The sequence below is a fragment of the Streptomyces sp. NPDC126503 genome (assembly GCF_040302405.1).
GTDB lineage: Bacteria > Actinomycetota > Actinomycetes > Streptomycetales > Streptomycetaceae > Streptomyces > Streptomyces gulbargensis.
Genome location: NZ_JBEORS010000002.1, coordinates 1 through 17,082 on the forward strand (window position 1 = coordinate 1; position 17,082 = coordinate 17,082).

The 17,082-nt window shown below is 73.7% G+C and carries 13 protein-coding genes and 1 pseudogene; 7 read left to right on the plus strand and 7 right to left on the minus strand.

From position 1 onward, the window contains the following. A pseudogene (locus tag ABTY40_RS02790) lies at nt 1-456 on the plus strand (MFS transporter); the annotation flags it as partial. Nucleotides 457-608: 152 nt separating this feature from the next. On the opposite strand, the gene ABTY40_RS02795 reads toward ABTY40_RS02790, so the two are convergent. The 4 genes from ABTY40_RS02795 to ABTY40_RS02810 are packed head-to-tail and all read right to left on the minus strand — an operon-like array spanning nt 609 to nt 4,174. Next, complete coding sequence (locus ABTY40_RS02795) at nt 609-1,328, minus strand: ABC transporter permease subunit (protein WP_345280504.1); 720 nt, start codon at nt 1,326-1,328, stop codon at nt 609-611. 14 nt (nt 1,329-1,342) lie between these two features. Further along, nucleotides 1,343-2,254, minus strand: a complete 912-nt coding sequence (locus ABTY40_RS02800) for an ABC transporter ATP-binding protein (protein WP_345280502.1) — start codon at nt 2,252-2,254, stop codon at nt 1,343-1,345. Nucleotides 2,255-2,303: 49 nt separating this feature from the next. Continuing rightward, nucleotides 2,304-3,212, minus strand: coding sequence for an ABC transporter permease (locus ABTY40_RS02805; protein WP_352057860.1), 909 nt, complete (start codon nt 3,210-3,212; stop codon nt 2,304-2,306). Then, complete coding sequence (locus ABTY40_RS02810) at nt 3,209-4,174, minus strand: ABC transporter ATP-binding protein (protein ID WP_352058220.1); 966 nt, start codon at nt 4,172-4,174, stop codon at nt 3,209-3,211. The genes ABTY40_RS02805 and ABTY40_RS02810 overlap by 4 nt, the downstream gene beginning before the upstream one ends. A gap of 240 nt (nt 4,175-4,414) precedes the next feature. On the opposite strand from ABTY40_RS02810, the gene ABTY40_RS02815 reads away from it, so the two are divergent. The 5 genes from ABTY40_RS02815 to ABTY40_RS02835 all read left to right on the plus strand — a co-directional run bounded on the left by ABTY40_RS02815 (nt 4,415) and on the right by ABTY40_RS02835 (nt 9,344). Next, complete coding sequence (locus ABTY40_RS02815; RefSeq protein ID WP_352057861.1) at nt 4,415-5,269, plus strand: M24 family metallopeptidase; 855 nt, start codon at nt 4,415-4,417, stop codon at nt 5,267-5,269. A gap of 125 nt (nt 5,270-5,394) precedes the next feature. Next, the gene (locus ABTY40_RS02820) at nt 5,395-7,137 is read left to right on the plus strand and encodes an SDR family oxidoreductase (RefSeq protein ID WP_502990491.1); all 1,743 of its coding nucleotides are present in this window, start codon (nt 5,395-5,397) and stop codon (nt 7,135-7,137) included. Between the two features lie 84 nt (nt 7,138-7,221). Continuing rightward, complete coding sequence (locus tag ABTY40_RS02825) at nt 7,222-8,169, plus strand: MerR family transcriptional regulator (RefSeq protein WP_352057863.1); 948 nt, start codon at nt 7,222-7,224, stop codon at nt 8,167-8,169. A gap of 123 nt (nt 8,170-8,292) precedes the next feature. Further along, entirely contained in the window at nt 8,293-8,850 is a 558-nt protein-coding gene (locus tag ABTY40_RS02830; RefSeq protein ID WP_352057864.1) for an RNA 2'-phosphotransferase, read from the plus strand. Between the two features lie 41 nt (nt 8,851-8,891). Next, a complete protein-coding gene (locus tag ABTY40_RS02835; RefSeq protein WP_352057865.1) occupies nt 8,892-9,344 on the plus strand; it encodes a hypothetical protein in 453 nt (150 codons plus the stop codon). Nucleotides 9,345-9,378: 34 nt separating this feature from the next. On the opposite strand, the gene ABTY40_RS02840 is transcribed toward ABTY40_RS02835, so the two are convergent. Beyond that, nucleotides 9,379-10,281, minus strand: a complete 903-nt coding sequence (locus ABTY40_RS02840) for an LLM class flavin-dependent oxidoreductase (protein ID WP_352057866.1) — start codon at nt 10,279-10,281, stop codon at nt 9,379-9,381. Nucleotides 10,282-10,531: 250 nt separating this feature from the next. On the opposite strand from ABTY40_RS02840, the gene ABTY40_RS02845 reads away from it, so the two are divergent. Next, complete coding sequence (locus ABTY40_RS02845) at nt 10,532-11,410, plus strand: HAD family hydrolase (RefSeq protein WP_352057867.1); 879 nt, start codon at nt 10,532-10,534, stop codon at nt 11,408-11,410. Here the strand turns inward: ABTY40_RS02845 and ABTY40_RS02850 are convergent. Both ABTY40_RS02850 and cydD read right to left on the minus strand, forming a co-directional pair. Next, nucleotides 11,405-13,141 (minus strand): sensor histidine kinase, encoded by a 1,737-nt coding sequence (locus ABTY40_RS02850; protein ID WP_352057868.1) that lies wholly within the window; start codon nt 13,139-13,141, stop codon nt 11,405-11,407. The genes ABTY40_RS02845 and ABTY40_RS02850 overlap by 6 nt on opposite strands. A 65-nt stretch (nt 13,142-13,206) precedes the next feature. Further along, entirely contained in the window at nt 13,207-17,052 is a 3,846-nt protein-coding gene (gene cydD / locus ABTY40_RS02855; protein ID WP_352057869.1) for a thiol reductant ABC exporter subunit CydD, read from the minus strand. Nucleotides 17,053-17,082: the final 30 nt, after the last annotated feature.

Below are 17,082 nucleotides of genomic sequence, written 5' to 3' on the forward strand. Positions count from 1 at the left end.
GGCATGAGCCGCTCCACCGCCGGTGTCATCTTCGCCTTCAACAACCTGACCCAGGTCGCGGGCGCCTTCGCCGTCCCGCTCCTCGCCGGCCGGACCCGCGACCAGCGGGCCCTGGTCGTCCTCGTCACCACCCTGGTGGCGGCCGGATACGCCGGTCTCCTGGCCGCCCCCGTCCAGGGCGCCTGGCTCTGGTCAGGACTGCTCGGCGTCGGGCAGGGCGGCGCGGTGGGCCTCGCCCTCACCCTGATCGTGCTGCGCTCCGGGGACGCCGTCACGGCCGCCCGCCTCTCGGGCATGGCGCAGACCGTCGGCTATCTCCTCGCCGCCGCGGGCCCGCTGGTGGCCGGCGCCCTCCACCAGTCCACCGGCTCCTGGACGCTCCCGCTCTCGCTGGTCCTGGGCGTCTGCGCGACAGCGCTCGCCGTCGGCCTGCCGGCCGGACGCGACCGGCACGTGCGACCGCTCCCGCCACCGGTCCGCCTCCCGGGCGCGACCGGGCCGGGTGGAGAAGGCGGTGGCGGTACGGCTCCGGGGCGGGCCTCCCGGAATCCGGGCGACGCCCCTCGGAGCCGTACCGCCGTCGCCGCCCCGTCCGCGCGGGGGACGTCCTACTCCTCGCCCGCCACGGTCAGGGTGCGCAGCTTGTGGCCGGCGAACCAGGTGGCGGCGACCGTGACCGCGGCCAGCAGGACGACCGCCGTGGTCAGGCCCACCTCCGAGCTGATGAGGCCCTCCCCGGTGACCTTCTCCGCGAGGGCGAGCGCCCACTGCTGGACGCTCAGGGTCCGGGCACCGGCGATCAGGGAGCCGAACAGGGCCTCCCAGACCAGCGCGTAGACGAGGCCGATCACCACGGCGTGCCGGCTGACCGTGCCGAGCAGCAGGAACAGGGCGCTGTAGGCGATGGAGGCGACCAGCGCGGCCACCGTGTAGGCGACGGCGACCTGCTGGCCGTTGCCGTTGAGGATGAAGCCGGCGAGCAGCGTCGGCACCGCCGAGAAGACCATGGTGACCGCGACGGCCACGGTCAGCTTGGTCAGGATGATCGTGGGCCGCTTCACCGGCTTGGACAGCAGGTACACGATCGAGCCGTCGTCGATCTCCGGACCGATCGCGCCCGTTCCGGCGATCACGCCGATCAGCGGCACCATGGTGGCCAGGGCGAACCCGCCGAGGACGTCGGCGGCGACCTGGTCGTCCGCCCCGTTCAGGAGGCGGATCGCCGCGGCGATGACCAGCAGCATGCCGGGCAGGAGGAAGAGGAGCGCGGCCCGGCGGCGGCCCAGGAGGGCCCGGTAGGTGAGCCGAGCGACTGTGGGGTTGTACATCGGTCAGGCTCCTTTCAGGCCGCGACGAGGTACGAGAAGACCGATTCGAGGGACTCGTCCGAGGGCGAGACCGTGAGCAGCCGGATGCCGCGCTCGCGCGCGACCCTCGGCAGCAGTTCCGTGAACCGGCCGAAGTCGACGGCCTGGACGCGCAGTCCGCCCTCCCCGTGATCGACCTCGATGCCGGCCGTGGACGGGTCGGCGATCAGCGCGGCGGCCAGCGCCCGGTCGTCGCTGGACCGCACCAGGTAGCGGTGCGGCCGGTCCGTCATCAGGCGGCGGATCCGGCGGAAGTCGCCGGAGGCGGCGTGCCGGCCGGCCACGATCACCTCGATGTGGGAGGCGAGCTGCTCGACCTCCTCCAGGATGTGCGAGGAGAACAGGACCGTGCGGCCCTCCGCGCCCATCCGCCGCAGCAGGTCCATCAGCTGCATGCGCTGGCGCGGGTCCATGCCGTTGAACGGTTCGTCGAGGAGCAGCACGGACGGCTCGTGGACGAGCGCCGAGGCCATCTTCACGCGCTGCCGCATGCCCTTGCTGTAGGTGGAGATCCGCCGGTCCTGGGCGTACTCCATCTCCACCGTGGCCAGGGCCCGCTGGGCCTCCGCGCCGCCGAGGCCCTGCAGTTCGGCGTTGGCGAGGACGAATTCGCGTCCGGTGAGGAAGTCGTACATCGCCTCCCGCTCGGGGACGACGCCGATCTTCCGGTAGACCGACTCGTTGCGCCAGATCGTCTCCCCGTCGAGGGTCACGCCGCCCGTCGACGGGTCGAGGAAGCCGCCCATCATGTTGATGAGCGTGGACTTGCCGGCGCCGTTGGGGCCGAGGAGACCGGTGACGCCCGGGCCGACGGACATCGTGACGTCGTTGACGGCCACGACGTTGCCGAACCAGCGCGAGACGTGGTCGATGGAGAGAACGCTCATGGGCGCGGCCCGTTCTTCGTCAGGGTGGTGGTGGGCGACGGGAGGACGGTCACAGCCCGGCCTTTCGGTAGCGGCGCATCAGGATGCCGTACGAACCGGCGATCAGCGCGAGGACGACCAGGAGATAGACCACGCCGGCACCGGAGTCCGGGCCTCCGCCGTCCGGGAAGGCGCTGGGCGCGCCGAGGAACGCGGTCTGCACCCCGTCGATGAGGGTGATCGGCGAGAAGAGGCCGAGCCACGGGATGACATCGGTGTTGTCGGTGGCGTAGGCGATGCCCATGAGGGTGGAGACCGCCCCGTACGAGATGACGAGGACGGCGATCACGGCGGCGACGCCGAAGCCGCGGCGCGGCGTGAGGGCCGCCATCACCAGCCCGATGCCGCCGAACAACAGGGACAGCAGGGCGACCGACACGAGCCCCTGGCCGAACATCGCCGTCTGCTCCCAGAAGTCCATCTTCGCCAGGAGGGCGCCGATCCACAGGATCAGCAGCGGCGAGGCCGTCAGGAGGAACAGCGCCGAGGCCATCGCGCCGAACTTGGCGAGGACGTAGTCGGCGCGCTCGATCGGCCGCGAGAAGTACAGCGGCACCGTCCTGAACCGCAGGTCCCGGGAGACGGACTGGGGCGCCTGGGACGCCAGGTAGATGCCGATGACCATCTGGAGGTAGATCGCGTACTCGGTGTACTCGATCGACAGCTTGGCCTGCTTGCCGACCACCGCGACCGCGACGAGGATCAGCGCCGGGACGCACATCACCGCGAAGAGCAGCATCGGCAGCACCTTCGACTTGGCGCTGCGGCCGAGGCCGTAGGCACCGCGCAGCGACTGCGAGAAGAGGGAGCGGCGGGCGTACGCGCGGCCGAGGCGCGGACCGTCGTAGGACCGGTATCCGATGTTGTGGATGCGGGTCGTGTCGGTCGTGGGAGCGGCCTTGGGGGTGTGGGTGCTCATCGGGCCGGCACCTCCTCGTGCTGCGGGGGCCCTTCGGGGCGGAAGACCTCGGCGATGTGGTGGCGGCGCTGCTCCATGCGGACGAGTCCGAGACCGAGACCGGCCACGGTGTCCCGCACGATGTCGTACGTCTCCTCGCCGGCCGCCTCCAGGAGCAGGACGTGCCCGGCCCCGGGCAGGCCCTCCTCGGTCCCCGGGTGGAGGGTGACGCCGGCCCCGCTGAGGGCGGCGCGCAGGGCGGCCGTGCCGTCCGGGTGGGTGTCGGAGTCGGTGACCTCGACCGCCAGCGTGGTGGTGGTGCGGGTGAAGTCGCTGGTGGAGCTGGAGCGGAGCAGCTTGCCGCCGTCGATGACGACGACGTGGTCGCAGGTGCGTTCCAGTTCGCCGAGGAGGTGGGAGGTGACGAGGACGGAGATGCCGAAGTCGGTCCACACGCGGCGGATCAGTCCGAGCATCTCGTCGCGGCCGACCGGGTCGAGACCGTTGGTCGGCTCGTCGAGGAGGACCAGGCGCGGGTCGTGGACCAGGGCCTGCGCGAGCTTCACGCGCTGCTTCATGCCGGTCGAGTAGCCGCCGATGGGGCGGTAGCGCTCCTCGTAGAGGCCGACGTGGCGCAGGGTGTCGGCGGTCCGTTCGCGGGCGGCGGTCGGCGGCAGGCCCGACATGCGCGCCATGTGGACGACGAACTCGGTCGCCGAGACGTCGGGCGGCAGGCAGTCGTGCTCCGGCATGTAGCCGACGCGCTCGCGGATCTGCGCCCCGGAGGTGGCGACGTCGAGGCCGAGGACCTCGGCGCGGCCCTCCGTGGCGGGGGAGAGTCCGAGCAAAATTTTGATCATCGTGGACTTGCCGGCTCCGTTGGCACCCACCAGTCCGGTCACACCGGGCCCGATGTCCAGGGAGAGCCGGTCGAGAGCGGTCACCCGGGGAAACCGCTTGCTGAGGCTTTCGGTCGCGATCACAGTCACACCTCGACCGTAGTGGCGGGGGACACAGCGGTCGTCAGCCCAACGGCTCGGTCGGTGTCCGACCAGAGGAGGACGGGAGGGGTGTCCTTCCCGGAGGCGCGTCCGGTTTCTCCCCCGGTTTTCCCCAGGGTCGCGTCGGGACCCTTGACGCAGCCTCCGGTCATTGTCACATTCATCGGTGTCAAGTTACGGACGCGTAGTGCGATCGGGTGCTCACACGGGACGGCGGGTGGCATGGCCTCAGCAGTGACAGGCGAACTCACCGCGGAGCTGCGGGGGTTCAGGGACGTTCAGCGGCTGGCGTACGCGTGCGCGGAGGCGGTGGCGGCCCGGCTCCGGCCGGGGGTGACGGAGCGCGAGGCGGCGCGGATGCAGCGGGAATGGCTGTACGAGCGCGGGGTGCGGGACTGGTTCCACCGGCCGTTCGCCTGGTTCGGGGACCGGACCGCCTTCGTCGGCTTCCGGGTCCCGCTCCAGTTCTTCCCGACGAACCGGCGCCTGGAGGCGGGGATGCCGTTCATCCTCGACATGGCGCCGGTGTACCGCGGCTACACGGCGGATATCGGCTACAGCGGCTGCCTCGGCCTCCACCCGGTGCACGACCGGCTGCTGGCCGACCTCAGGGACCACCGCGAGCTGATCCTGCGGGAGGTGCGCGAGCGGCGCACGCTGCGCGAGATATACGAGGACGTGGACCGGCTCATGGTCCGCCAGGGGTACGCGAACCGGCACCGGGCCTATCCCTTCGGCGTGATCGCCCACAAGATCGACCGGGTGCGGGAGCGCCGCTGGTCACCGACGCTGTTCGGCTTCGGCACGCAGGCGCTGAAGGGGCTGGCGAGCGACGCCCTGCACGGCCACCGGGACGGCTGGTCGCCGCTCTGGTCGCCGTACCGGTTCTCCGACCACCCGCCGATGCCGGGGCTGTGGGCGGTGGAACCACACCTGGGGTTCCGGGGGACCGGCGCGAAGTTCGAGGAGATCCTGGTCGTCACCGACTCGAAGGACCCCGAGGAGAGCGCCTTCTGGCTGGACGACGACCTGCCGCACGTGCGGCGCTGGAACGAGGAAGAGGGGGCGGCGGCGTGAACGCGGACATCGGCGGGGTGGGCGGTACGGGCGCGGGCGACCGTACGGACACGGGCGCACGGGCGGGGACGGGCGGCGGCGCGGGGCTCGCGGAGGCGCGGGAGCGGTGGGTCCGCACGGGCGGGATCGAGCTGTGCGTGGCCGAACTCGGCGACCCGGCCCGGCCGACGGTGCTGCTCGTGCACGGCTACCCGGACTCCAAGGAGGTGTGGTCCGAGGTTGCGCTCCGCCTGGCCGGCGAGTTCCACGTGGTGCTGTACGACGTGCGGGGGCACGGCCGGTCGACGGCACCGGTCCCGCTGCGCGGCGGGTTCACCCTGGAGAAGCTGACGGACGACTTCCTGGCGGTGGCCGACGCCGTCAGCCCGGACCGGCCGGTGCACCTGGTGGGGCACGACTGGGGCTCGGTGCAGTCCTGGGAGTTCGTGACGGTCGGCCGCACCCAGGGCCGGATCGCCTCGTTCACCTCGATCTCGGGCCCGTCCCTGGACCACTTCGGACACTGGATCAAGCGGCGGGCGACCCGGCCGACACCGCGCCGGGTGGGCCAGCTCCTCGGACAGGGCGCGAAGTCCTGGTACGTGTACCTGCTGCACACCCCGGTCCTGCCGGAGCTCGCCTGGCGCGGCCCGCTCGGCAAGCGCTGGCCGAAGATCCTCGAACGGGTCGAGAAGGTCCCGGCCGGCGACTACCCGACGGCCTCGCTGCCGAGCGACGCGGCGCACGGCGCCTGGCTCTACCGGGACAACGTCCGCGCCCGGCTGTCCAGGCCCCGCCCCGACGCCTACGCGCACGCGCCGGTGCAGCTGATCACACCGGTCGGTGACGCCTTCCTGTCCGAACGGCTCCACGACGACCTCGGCGAGTGGGTCCCCGAGCTGACCCGGCGGACGCTGTCGGCCAAGCACTGGGTGCCGCGCACCCGGCCGGACCAGGTCTCGGCGTGGGTGGCCGAGTTCGTCCGGACGCACGAGGAGCCCGCGGCGCGGGCGCCGAAGCCCGCCGCGGCGGCGGCGCGTGGCGGGGTACGGCCGGAGTACGCGGAGCGGTTCGGCGGCCGGCTGGTGCTGGTGACCGGCGCGGCGAGCGGCATCGGGCGGGCCACCGCCTTCGCCTTCGCCGAGGCGGGCGCGCGGGTCGTGGCCGTGGACCGGGACGGCGAGGGCGCGGTCCGTACGGCGGAGATGGCCCGGCTGATCGGTGCGGCGGAGGCCTGGGGCGAGACGGTGGACGTCGCCGACGAGCAGGCGATGGAGAAGCTGGCCGCGAAGGTCGAGGGGGAGTACGGGACCGTCGACGTCCTGGTCAACAACGCGGGCATCGGGCTCACCGGCTCCTTCTTCGACACCACGACCGACGAGTGGAAGCGGGTCCTGGACGTCAACCTGTGGGGGGTTGTCCACGGCTGCCGGGTCTTCGGCGCGCGGATGGCCGACCGCGGCCAGGGCGGCCACATCGTCAACATCGCGTCGGCGGCGGCCTTCCAGCCCTCCCGCGCGCTGCCCGCCTACAGCACCTCGAAGGCGGCCGTGCTGATGCTCAGCGAGTGCCTGCGGGCCGAGCTGGCGGGGCAGGGCATCGGGGTGTCCGCGATCTGCCCCGGGATCGTCAACACCGGCATCACGTCGACCGCGCGGTTCGCGGGCGTCACGGACGAGGCGGAGGAGAAGCGGCGACGGAAGAAGGCGGCGCGTCTGTACGGTCTGCGGAACTACCCGCCGGAGAAGGTCGCGGACGCGATCCTGGGGGCGGTGCTGCACGACCGGGCCGTCGTACCGGTGACTCCCGAGGCGCGCGGGGCCCGTCTGCTGGGGCGGCTCAGCCCCGGGGTGCTGCGGGCCTTCGCCCGCTGGCAGCCACCGGCGTAGGGGGGCCGATAGGGGGCCGCCGTACGATCCCTCTCGGGGGGTCGCGCGGTGGCGGGGCGAGAAAAGCGGTCGGCGGGAGCGGGTTTGTCGGAGCGGTCAGCACAGCCGGAGTACCGGATCGAGGATCTCGCCCATCACAGCGGGGCCACGGTCCGGACCATCCGCGCCTACCAGGACCGGGGTCTGCTCCCCCGGCCGGAGCGGCGCGGCAGGTCCAACGTGTACGGCGACGCGCACCTGGCCCGGCTGCGGCAGATCGCCGACCTCCTCGAACGCGGCTACACCCTGGCCTCGATCAAGGAGCTCCTGGACGCCTGGGACACGGGCCGGGGACTCGGCGGGGTCCTCGGCCTGGTCGCGGAGGTCCAGGGGCCGTGGACGGACGAGCGGGCGGACCGCATCTCCCGGGAGGAGCTGGACGCCCGCTTCGGCGGCACTCCGGACGAGGACGCCGTACGGGAGGCCGTCGAGCTGGGGGTCCTGGAGCGGCTGCCGGGCGGCGGGACGGAGGAGTATCTCGTGCCGAGTCCGCAGGAACTGGCCGTGGCGGCCGAATTGCACGCGGCGGGTGTTCCCCTGGCGGCGATCACCGGTCATCTGCGGGAGCTGCGCGATCAGGTGGAGCACATCGCGACGCGCTTCCTGGAGTTCACCACGGAGCACGTCTTCGCCCGCTATCTGGAGCACCGGCCGCCGACGGACGCCGACGCGGCGGAGGCGGCGACGATGGTGCGGCGCCTGCGGCCGCTCGCCCAGCAGACGGTCGACGCGGAGCTCGCCCGCGCCATGCAACTGCTGGCGACCCGGCACCTCCACCTGCACCTGTCACCCGAACCGCCCCCGGCGAAGGCCGGTGAGACGCGGCCGGTCCCGCTCCCGTCGGACACGGTCCGCGCCGTGCGGGACCTCGTGGGCGCGGAGGGCGTGGCGGCGTTCGTGGCCGCGGCGACCGACCGCGAGCTGGCGAAAAGGACATTGGACGCGCTGGCGGCACGTCACCGCGAAGGCGACGACAAGGAACGAACCACCTGATAACGCCGGGGAGTTGTCCACATAACCCCCGGCGATCCTGTGGATAACTCGCCTTCGCTGTGGATCAAACATCTGCGCCGTTTTTCGATGGCCCGAAAGTCAGGTCTCCGGCATCCTGACCGCATGAACCGGGAGCCCAGGGACGACCGACGCACGGTGAAGGTCTCGAAGTACCTGTCCAAGCACCTGCGCCACCAGCCCGACCGCATCGGACTGGTCCTCGACCCCCAGGGCTGGACCGAGATCGACACCCTGCTGCGGGCCGCCGCCGCGCACGGCTTCCCGATCGGCCGGGACGAACTCGACCACGTCGTCGCCACCAACGACAAGAAGAGATTCACGATCGACGGCACCCGCATCCGGGCCGCCCAGGGCCACACCGTCTCCGTCGACCTCGGCCTGCCCGCCACCGAACCGCCCGCGTACCTCTACCACGGGACGGTCGCGGACCGGCTCCCCGCGATCCGGACGGAGGGACTGCGGCCCATGGCCCGCCACGACGTGCACCTCTCCCCCGACCGGGAGACCGCCACCCGGGTCGGGGCCCGCCGCGGCCGGCCGGTCGTCCTCGCCGTCGCGGCGGGCGCCATGCACCGCGACGGCCACGTCTTCCGCCTCAGCGCCAACGGCGTCTGGCTGACGGCGGCCGTCCCACCCGCGTACATCCGGTTCCCGGGCTGACGGCACCCCTCCGGCTCACCGCCCGGGGCATGATCGGTCCCATGCCCCACCTCCACCTCCCCAGCACCGAAGCGGCGGTCACCGCCGTCCGCGCCATCGCCCGGGAACACGGGCGGGAGGCGACCGTCACCGACGACATCGGCGCCGACCGGACCTCACGCCGCACCTCGGCAGGCGCCTTCACCGTCCTCGACCCGGACGGCTCCCTCCCGCACGAGGCCTTCGTCGAACTGGGCGGCTCCCCCGCGGTCACCGTCCGGCTCTTCCCCGAGGACGACGCCCTGATCACGGTGGACGGCATCGAGTTCTGGGACATCCCCCGTGACGCCGTCCCCGCCTTCCTCCGCTCGGTGTACGACGGCCTCGCCCATGTGAAGGGACGGTTCTTCCCACCCGGCTGGTGGCTGATCGTCCCGCTCCCCGGAGACGAGACGTACAAGGAACCGGTCCCCGGCACCTCGCTCACCCCCTGGCTGAACGGCCGGGTCCGCTGACCCGGCCGCCGCGGCCCGAGCCGCCGGTGCCGGTTCAGCCGAGCTGGGCGAGGGCCTCGGTGGCGAGGGACTCGAAGACGGCCGGGTCGGTGGCGAAGTCGGAGTCCGCGACCGGCCAGTGGATCACGATCTCGGTGAAGCCGAGCTCGCGGTGGCGGCCGGCGTAGTCGACGAAGGCGTCCACCGACTCCAGCGGAGCGTTCCGTTCCGGGCTGAACCCGTGGAGCAGGATCTTGTCGACCTCGGCCACATCGCGGCCGATCTCCGCACACGCCTTGCCCAGCTTCTCGACCTGTCCGCGCAGCGCCTCCCGCGACTGCTCCGGCGTGCCGGTCTCGTACAGCTTCGGATCGCCGGTCGTCACCCACGCCTGCCCGTACCGCGCGGCCAGCTTCAAACCGCGCGGCCCGGTGGCGGCGACCGCGAACGGCAGCCGGGGCCGCTGGACGCAGCCCGGCAGGTTCCGGGCCTCCTCGGCCGAGTAGAACGTACCGCGCTGCGACACCGCGCCCTCGGTCAGCAGCCGGTCGAGCAGCGGCACGAACTCGCCGAACCGGTCCGCCCGCTCCTTCGGCGTCCACGCCTCCTGGCCGAGCGCGGTGGCGTCGAAGCCGTTGCCGCCCGCCCCGATGCCGAGCGTGACCCGCCCTCCGGAGATGTCGTCGAGGGACATCAGCTCCTTCGCCAGCGTCACCGGGTGCCGGAAGTTCGGCGAGGTGACGAGGGTGCCGATCCGCAGCCGCTCGGTGGCCGTGGCGGCGGCGGTGAGCGTCGGCAGGGCGCCGAACCAGGGGCCGTCGCGGAACGTGCGCCACGACAGATGGTCGTAGGTGTACGCGGCGTGGAAGCCGAGCTCCTCGGCGCGCCGCCACTTCTCACGGCCGCCCTCGTGCCAGCGGTCGACGGGCAGGATCACAGTGCTCAGACGCAGGCTCATGGCCCGAGCCTACGTCCCCGGGGAGGAGGCGGGCCGGACGTTTCCGGAGCGCGGGAGGAGAGGACGGGGCGGGGCCCGGAGAACTGGAGGGGACCGGGCTCGGAGGGCAGGAGGGGACCGGGCTCGGAGGGCAGGAGGGGCGGGCCCCGTCCGCCGGGTCCTGGGCGGACCCGCACGGAAGGCCGAAATCCGCCCACTCAGATGTGCGGGCTCCCGCACGCCCGTGCGCGCGGTACGGAAGAATGGTGCGGTGACCTCTCCCCGCTCCCCGCACGCGACCGCCCCGGCCCCGGCCCCCGCACCCCGGCTGATCGCCACCGACCTCGACGGCACGCTCCTGCGTGACGACAAGTCCGTGTCCGAGCGCACGGTCGCCGCCCTCGCCGCCGCCGAGCGGGCCGGCATCGAGGTCTTCTTCGTCACCGGCCGCCCGGCCCGCTGGATGGACGTGGTCGCCGACCACGTGCACGGTCACGGCATGGCGATCTGCGCCAACGGCGCCGCCGTCGTGGACCTGCACGCGGGCGGCACCTTCCTGGAGGTCCGCCCGCTGGAGCGGTCCGTCGCCCTGGAGGTCGTACGGGCCCTGCGCGCCGCCGCCCCCGGCGCCGCCTTCGCCGTCGAGCTCACCACCGGCATCCACTACGAGCCGGACTACCCGCCCTTCTTCCTCGACCCGGGCGCCACCGTGGCCACGGCCGAGAAGCTCCTCTTCGAGGAGACGCCCGGCGCGTCGGCCCCCGTCCTGAAGCTCCTCGCCCAGCACCGTGAGCTCGACCCGGACGCCTTCCTCGCGCTGTCCCGGCAGGCCGCCGGCCACCTGGCCTCCTTCACCCGGTCCAGCCCCACCGCCCTGGTCGAGATCAGCGCCCTCGGCGTCTCGAAGGCCTCCACCCTCGCCCTGTGCTGCGCCCAGCGCGGCATCGCCGCCGAGGAGGTCGTCGCCTTCGGTGACATGCCGAACGACATCGAGATGCTCAGCTGGGCCGGCCGTTCGTACGCGATGGGCAACGCCCACCCCGACGTCTTCGCCGCCGCCTCGGGGCACACCGCCGGCAACAACGAGGACGGGGTGGCCGTCGTCATCGAACGGCTCGTCGCGGAGGCGACGCGCGCCGCCGGCTCATGACGGGTCCGGGCGGCGGGTCTGGAGCGGCGCCTCCCACACGACCGTCGTACCGCCGCCGTCCTCCCGGAGGCCCGGGCCGCACCAGCTCGCGCCGCCCAGGGACTCGGCACGGCGCGCCAGGTTGCGCAGGCCGCTGCGCCGGCCGCCGTGCGGGATGCCGATGCCGTCGTCCGCGACCGAGAGCCGTACACCGGCCGAACCGTCGGGCAGGGTGACGGTCGCGTCGACGAGCACCTCGATCCGCCCGGCCCCGGCGTGCCGGAAGGCGTTGGAGAGCGCCTCGCGGAGCGCTGCGATCAGGTTCTTGCCCGTGAGCTCGCCGACCGCCGAGTCGACCGGGCCGACGAACCGGTGGGCCGGCGTGAAGCCCAGCGGCACCGCCGCCATGTTGATCTCCCGCAGCACGCGGGTCCGCAGCCCCGAGGGCGCCTCGGCCGGCCCCTGCTGGAGCGCGAAGATCGCCGTGCGGATCTCCTGGATCGTCACGTCCAGTTCGTCCACGGCCTTGCCCACGCCCTCGCGCACGGCCGGGACGACCGACTTCCGCTGGGCGCTCTCCAGCATCATCCCGGTGGCGAACAGCCGCTGGATGACGAGGTCGTGCAGGTCGCGGGCGATGCGGTCGCGGTCCTCGTAGACGGCCAGCCGCTCCCGGTCGCGCTGGGCGTCGGCCATCATCAGGGCGAGCGCCGCCTGCGAGGCGAACTGGGTGGCGAGGGTCCGTTCCGTCTCCGTGAAGGGGCGGGCGCCGCGCGCCCGGGGCGTGGCCAGTGCGCCGAGCACCCGGCCCCCGCTCTGCAGCGGAAGGATCATGCTGGGCCCGTACACGGAGGTCAGTTCGCTCACCATGCGCGGGTCCGTGGAGGCGTCGGCCACGAAGACGGCCTCGCCCTCCAGGAGTTGTTCCACGACGGCGCTCTCGGGCGGGAGGACCACGCCGAGCGCCTTGGTCGGCCGGGGCGCGGAGACCGCCACGATCTCCAGGCCGCCCTCCTCGGCCGGGAGCAGGACGATCCCGGCGTCGGCGTCGGCGAGGCGGCGGGCCTGTTCGGCGACGACGGTGAGGGCGTCGTCCGCGTCACCGCCGGAGAGCAGGGCGGTGGTGACGGCGACCGAGCCGTCGATCCACCGTTCGCGCTGCCGGGCCGCCTCGTAGAGGCGGGCGTTGCCGATGGCGATCCCCGCCTCGGTGGCGAGCACCCGGACCATGTGGGCGTCGTCGTCGTCGAAGGGTCCGCCGCCGCGTTTCTCGGCCAGGTAGAGGTTGCCGAAGATCTCGCCCTGGACCCGGATCGGAACCCCGAGGAAGGTCCGCATCGGGGGGTGCCCGGCCGGAAAGCCGGCGGCGCGCGGGTCGGCGGTCAGGTCGGTGAGCCGGATGGTCCTCGGTTCCCGGATGAGGGCGCCGAGCAGCCCCGCGTGCCCGTCGGGGCGGCGGCCGACGCGGCGGGCCGTCGCCTCGTCGACGCCGTGGGTGACGAAGTCGGACAGGCCGTCGCCCTCCTCGTCGACGACGCCGATCGCCGCGTAACGCGCGTCGGCGAGTTCGGCGGCGGTCTCGCAGATGCGGTCCAGGGTGGAGTGGAGTTCCAGCCCCGTACCGACCGAGCGCATCGCCTCCAGGAGCTGCGGGACACGGGCGGTGAGTTCCGTGGACAGGCCCTGGAGGCTGCGGGTGGCCCGGGTGGCGCTCTCCAGCGGGTCCGGGACGTCCGGCACGTCGGCGGTCATGGACGTGAGCCTAGTAAGTCCTATTTGGCGAGAAAAGTCGGCCGCCGCTCACCCCTCGCCCCGCGTCACCCTCCCGCGCCGGCCGCCGCCGTGAGCAGATCGGTCGCCCGCTCCTGGGCCAGCATGCGCCGCAGGGGCCCGTCCACCGAGGCGAGTGCGGTGTACGGGCCGCGCTGCACGGTCCTGCCGGCGTCGAGGACCAGTACCTCGTCCACCGCGTCGAGACCGTGGAGACGGTGGGTGATGAGCACCGTGGTGCGGCCCTCGGTGGCCCGCAGCAGGTCCTCGGTGAGGGCGTCGGCGGTGGCCAGGTCCAGGTGTTCGGCCGGTTCGTCGAGGACGAGGACCGGGAAGTCGGCGAGGAGGGCGCGGGCGAGCGCGAGGCGCTGGCGCTGGCCGCCGGACAGTTGCGAGCCGTGCTCGCCGACGAGGGTGTCGAGGCCGTTCGGCAGCCCGTCCACCCAGTCGAGCAGTCGGGCCCGGCGCAGTGCCTCGCGGAGTTCGGCGTCCTCGGCGCCGGGGCGGGCGAGCCGCAGGTTCTCGCGGACGGAGCTGTCGAAGAGGTGGGCGTCCTGGGCGCAGAGACCCACGAACCGCCGTACGTCGTCCCCGTCGAGCTCCCGCGCGGGCACCCCGCCCAGCCGGTACGCGCCGTGCTCGGCGTCCAGGAACCGCAGCAGCACCTGGGCGAGCGTGGTCTTGCCGGAGCCGGAGGCGCCGACGACGGCGATCCGCCGGCCGGGCTCCAGGGTGAGCCCGAAGCCGTCGAGCGCCGGTCGGTCCTGCCCGGCGTACCGGGCGGTGATCCCGTCGAGGACCAGCGGGAACGCGCTCGCCGGGGGAGTGGCGGGCGTCCGTGGTTCGTGGACGGGGGCGGGCGCGTCGAGCACCTCGAAGACCCGCTCGGCGCTGTGCCGGACGCGCTGCCGGTACTGGACGGCGAGGGGCAGTCCGGTGACGGCCTCGAAGGCGGCCAGCGGGGTGAGGACGACCACGGCGAGGGCCACCCCGTCGAGCCGCCCGTCGCGTACGGCCTGGACGCCGGCGCACGCGGCGGCCACCACCGTCAGGCCGCACACCAGGGCGGACAGTCCGGCGCCGAGCGCGGTGGCGGCGGCCTGCCGGGACGCGATGCCGGTGAGGGCGCGGTCGGCGGTGGCGGCGCGCTCGGTGCGCTCGCGCAGCGCGCCGGCGACCGTCAGTTCGCCGCAGCCGCGCAGCAGGTCGCCCACCGTGGTGGCGAGGACACCACGGGCCGGGGCGAGGCGGCGCTCGGCCCGCCGGGCGAGGGCGCCGCTCAGGAGCGGCACGGCGACGCCGGCGAGCAGCAGACCCACCGCGAGGACGGCTCCGGCCTCGGGCAGCAGCCAGGTGGTGAACCCGACGGAGGCGATGCCCACGACCAGGGCGGCGCCGGCCGGCAGCAGCCAGCGCAGCCAGTAGTCCTGGAGCGCGTCGACGTCCTGGACGAGCCGGGAGAGGAGGTCGCCGCGCCGGGTGCGCCGCAGTCCGGCCGGGGCGATCCGCTCCAGGCGCCGGTAGACGGAGACGCGCAGCTCGGCCAGCATGCGGAGCACGGCGTCGTGCGAGACGAGGCGTTCGGCGTAACGGAACACGGCCCGGCCGATGCCGAAGGCACGGGTGGCGGTGACCGCGACCATCAGGTGGAGGACGGGAGGCTGCTCGGAGGCGCGGGAGATCAGCCAGCCGGAGACGGCCATGAGGCCGACGGCGGAACCGAGGGCGAGGCTGCCGAGGAGCAGGGCGAGTCCCATCCGGCCCCTGAGCTCACCGGCCATCGCGCGGACCCGCCCCAGGACCGGCAGCCCGGGGCCCCCGGTGGCAGGGGCCGCCGCTTCCCCGGAGCGCCCGGCCGCGGCGCCGGTGCCGGCACCCTCGGCCGCCTCGGGCACGCCCCCGGACCCGCCGTCCCGCCCGGCACCGTCGGGACGCGCGGTCACCCCTCGGTCCTGACCGCCCCCTCCCGCGGCCGAACGGGCACCGTCGGCGCCCCGTGCCGTCCCGTCCGGAGTCTCCAGGGCCGCACCCGCGAGCCGCTCCGCACCGTCCTGGCGCGGGTCCGACCCGTGGTCCACGTCCTGCTCAGGGTCCACGTCCGGCCCGCCGTCCGGGGCCGGCCCGTCGGTGTCCCGCGCCACCTCATCCAGCGCGCCCACGGCCGTGGCCCCCGGTACGACGGGACGGGCCGGACCGGCCGGCGGCGACAGCCGCACGACCCGGTCCGCGACCGCGAGGAGCGCGGGGCGGTGCACGACGAGCAGGACGGTGCGTCCGGCCGCGAGCCGGCGGACGGCCTCGACCACCCCGGCCTCCGTCTCGCCGTCCAGCGACGCCGTCGGCTCGTCGAGCAGCAGCAGCGGCCGGTCCGCCAGGAAGGCCCGCGCGAGCGACAGGCGCTGGCGCTGGCCCGCCGACAGTCCGGCCCCGTCCTCGCCGAGTTCCGTGGCGAGTCCCTGAGGCAGTCCGGCGACGAAGCCGTCGGCCCCGGCGTCCCGCAGCGCCTGCCGTACCGCCTCGTCGGAGGCGTCGGGCCGGGCGAGGCGTACGTTCTCGGCGATCGTTCCGGCGAAGAGGTACGGCCGCTGGGGCACCCAGGCGATCCGCTCCCGCCAGGCCGCCAGGTCGAGCGAGCCCAGCTCCGCGCCGCCGGCGCCTGCCGCTGCCTCGCCCGCCGGGCTTTCCGTTGCCGGCGTGGCGCCCCCGACCCGTACCGAACCCTCTTCCGGCACCGTGAAGCCGAGCACCACGTCGAGGAGTGTCGACTTGCCGACGCCACTCGGTCCGACCAGGGCCACGGTCTCGCCGGGTTCGACGGTCAGTGTCGCCGCGTTCAGGGACGGTGTGGCGCGCCCCGCGTGGCGGACGGTCACCCGGTCGAGCTCCAGGCGCACGGTGTCCGGCACCGGGGCCGTGCCGCCGCCCCGTACCGGCTGTTCGAGGACTTCGAAGATCTCCTCCGCCGCGGCGAGGCCTTCCGCCGCGGCGTGGTACTGCGCTCCGACCTGGCGCAGCGGCAGATACGCCTCGGGCGCCAGGACGAGGATCACGAGTCCGGTGTAGAGGTCCAGTTCGCCGTGGACGAGCCGCATGCCGATGGTCACGGCGACCAGCGCGACCGAGAGGGTCGAGAGGAGTTCGAGCGCGAAGGAGGAGAGGAAGGCGATCCGCAGCGTGCGGAGGGTCGCGCGGCGGTACTCCGAGGTGATCGCCCGGACGGACTCGGCCTGCGCCTTCGCCCGTCCGAAGACCTTCAGGGTGGGCAGGCCCGCGACCACGTCCAGGAAGTGGCCGGAGAGCCGGGACAGCAGACGCCACTGCCGGTCCATGCGCGCCTGGGTGTACCAGCCGATGAGGATCATGAAGACCGGGATGAGCGGCAGGGTGACGACGATGATCGCCGCCGAGACCCAGTCCTCGGTGACGATCCGGGCCAGGACGGCGACCGGAACGACCACCGCGAGCCCGAGCTGGGGCAGGTAGCGGGCGAAGTAGTCGTCGAGCGCGTCGACGCCCCGCGTGGCGAGGGCGATGAGCGACCCGGTCCTCTGACCACTGAGCCAGCCGGGACCGAGGGCCGCCGCGCGGGCGAGGAGCCGGCCGCGGAGTTCGGACTTCACGGCGGCGCTCGCCCGGTGGGCGGCCAGCTCGGTGAGCCAGGACACCGCCCCGCGTCCGACCGCGACGGCCGCGAGCAGCACCAGGGGTGTGGTGAGGGCCGAGAGCGACAGGCCCCGCTGGAAGGAGCCCACGACGACCTCGGCGATGAGCATCGCCTGGGCGACGACCAGCGCCGCCCCGACCAGGCCGAGCAGCACCACCGCGATCAGGAAGACGCGGGTGGCCCGGGCGTGACGGAGCAGGCGCGGGTCGATCGGTTTCACGTGAAACATGCCCTTCTCGTGAGCGACAGCCCTGGTCGG